The 2,160-nt window shown below is 28.1% G+C and carries 2 protein-coding genes; both read left to right on the top strand.

The genetic code is table 11. From position 1 onward, the window contains the following. Positions 1-110 precede the first annotated feature (110 nt). Entirely contained in the window at positions 111-1,328 is a 1,218-nt protein-coding gene (gene istA, locus BO51_RS10040; protein WP_496486301.1) for an IS21 family transposase, read from the top strand. A 4-nt stretch (positions 1,329-1,332) separates the two neighbouring features. Next, positions 1,333-2,100: an IS21-like element helper ATPase IstB gene (gene istB, locus BO51_RS10035; protein WP_496486300.1), complete on the top strand. Its 768-nt coding sequence runs from the start codon at positions 1,333-1,335 to the stop codon at positions 2,098-2,100. Positions 2,101-2,160: the final 60 nt, after the last annotated feature.

Raw genomic sequence — 2,160 nt, 5'->3', positions numbered from 1 at the left:
TGTAAATGATAAACTGATAATGTAGAAAAATTAGAATCTCAAAATGCACAAATTTATACATTTTTTCTTGTATAATATTTCTAAAAAGCTTAACTGACAGGAGAGATATTATGCGAAAAGATGTATTGAATCAAATTAAGTTGATAAAGGAGGATGTAAAATTATTGAATAAAAGTGAACTAGCACGAAGATTTAATTGTGATCCTCGTACAGTTGAAAGATATATCAATAGTGCAGGATCTGATGTAAGAAAACCAAGGGAAATAAAAAGTAAAATAGATGATTTTGAAGAAATAATTATTGATAAGGTAGATAATTGGGGTTCAAATTCAACAGCAGTATTTAAATTTATTAAGAAAAAGGGATACACTGGAGGTTATCACACAGTAAATAACTTTGTAAAAAACCATAAAAAAGAAGAAGTTAAAAAGGCAACTATTAGATTTGATACAAGCCCAGGTCTACAAGCACAAGTAGATTGGAAAGAAAGTTTAACTATGATAAGTCGACAGGGTGAAATATTTGAAATAAATATATTTTTAATGGTCTTAGGCTATTCAAGATTAAAATATATAAAACTAACTACTGATAGAACACAGAAAACTCTTTTTAAATGCCTTGTAGAAGGTTTTAAATACATTGAAGGTGTTCCTAAAGAAATACTCTTCGATAATATGTCAACTGTTGTAGACAGAAGTAGGACAACCTTTAAAAATGTAACAATAAATCAGGATTTTAAATATTTTTCAATAGACGCTGGATTTGATGTTATCACATGTAGACCATATAGACCTGAAACAAAAGGAAAAGTTGAAACATTAGCCAAATTAATGGGAAGATTAAAACCATATAATGAAGAATTTGACACGTTTGAGGAGCTTAATACTATTGTAGAAGATTTTAACTATGAAATTAATAATGAGATTTCACAAGCTACATATGAAATACCATTTATTAGATTCTTAAAAGAAAAAGAGTATTTAAATCCCCTACCATCAATGGATATCCTTCTATCATATTTCCACCACGAAAAAGAGTATAAGGTATCCAGAGAATCTATGATTAGATATAAAGGGAAAAAATACTCAGTACCTACAAACTATATAGGTAAATACGTAACAGTATCAGAAAATGATTCTGAACTATGTATCTATTATACAAAAGATTTGATCGCTTGTCATAAAATATCCGAAAAAATTCTTCATTACAAAATGGACCATGCAAAGGAAATACTTAAATCAGATGCATTAAGGCATTATTCAAATGATGATCTAGAAGAATTCATCGAACAGAATTTGAAAAACATGGATATTTTTTTGGAGGAATGACTAAATGAGTAATTATACTAATCTACTTAACAATTTAGAAGCACTTAAATTAGAGAAATTCAGAAGCTTCTTACCTAACTATTTAGAAGAGATAACTAAAAGAGAAATTCCATTTACAGATGCGCTATTAGAGTTAACTAAAAAAGAACTAGATTTTAGAAATGAAAGAGCCTCAAAAATACAAATATCAGTATCAGCTTTTCCCTTTGAGAAAACCTTAGAGGACTTTGATTTTGATTTTCAACCATCAATAAATAAAGTTCAATTACTAGATTTTCAAAGTTTAAGATTTTTGGATAACAAAGAAAATATATTATTCTTTGGCTCGTCAGGTGTTGGAAAAACTCATTTAGCTGTGGCAATAGGAATTGCTGCAGCTAAGAAAAGAAATTTAACATATTTTATATCATGTCATGATTTAATAATGCAATTAAACAAAGCCCATGCAGAAAACAGATTGGAAGCTAAATTAAAGCATTTTGCTAAGTATAAGCTACTTATTATAGATGAAATAGGCTATTTACCAATTGACAAGCAGGGAGCTAATTTATTATTTCAATTAATTAACAAAAGGTATGAAAAAAATTCTACAATAATTACTACTAATCAACCATTTAGTAAATGGGGAGAAGTATTTTCAGACATAACACTGGCAAATGCTATCTTAGATAGGCTAATTCATCATTCAAGTATTATTAAGATTACAGGTCCATCTTATAGGCTGAAGGATAAAATTGACCTGGTAGAAACTAAAAAAAGTACCAATAATTAATTCTAACAATCATACATTTTGAGATTCTAAAAAACATGCATTTTGGGATTGACATTTACA

It is taken from the genome of Soehngenia saccharolytica DSM 12858 (assembly GCF_059568515.1).
The sequence above is the reverse complement of the archived record's forward strand: the minus strand, read 5'-3'. Positions and strand labels throughout refer to the sequence as shown.

Coding starts and splice junctions, on each gene's coding strand:
- istA (WP_496486301.1), top strand. CDS start 111: ATGCGAAAAGATGTATTGAATCAAATTAAGTTGATAAAGGAGGATGTA.
- istB (WP_496486300.1), top strand. CDS start 1,333: ATGAGTAATTATACTAATCTACTTAACAATTTAGAAGCACTTAAATTA.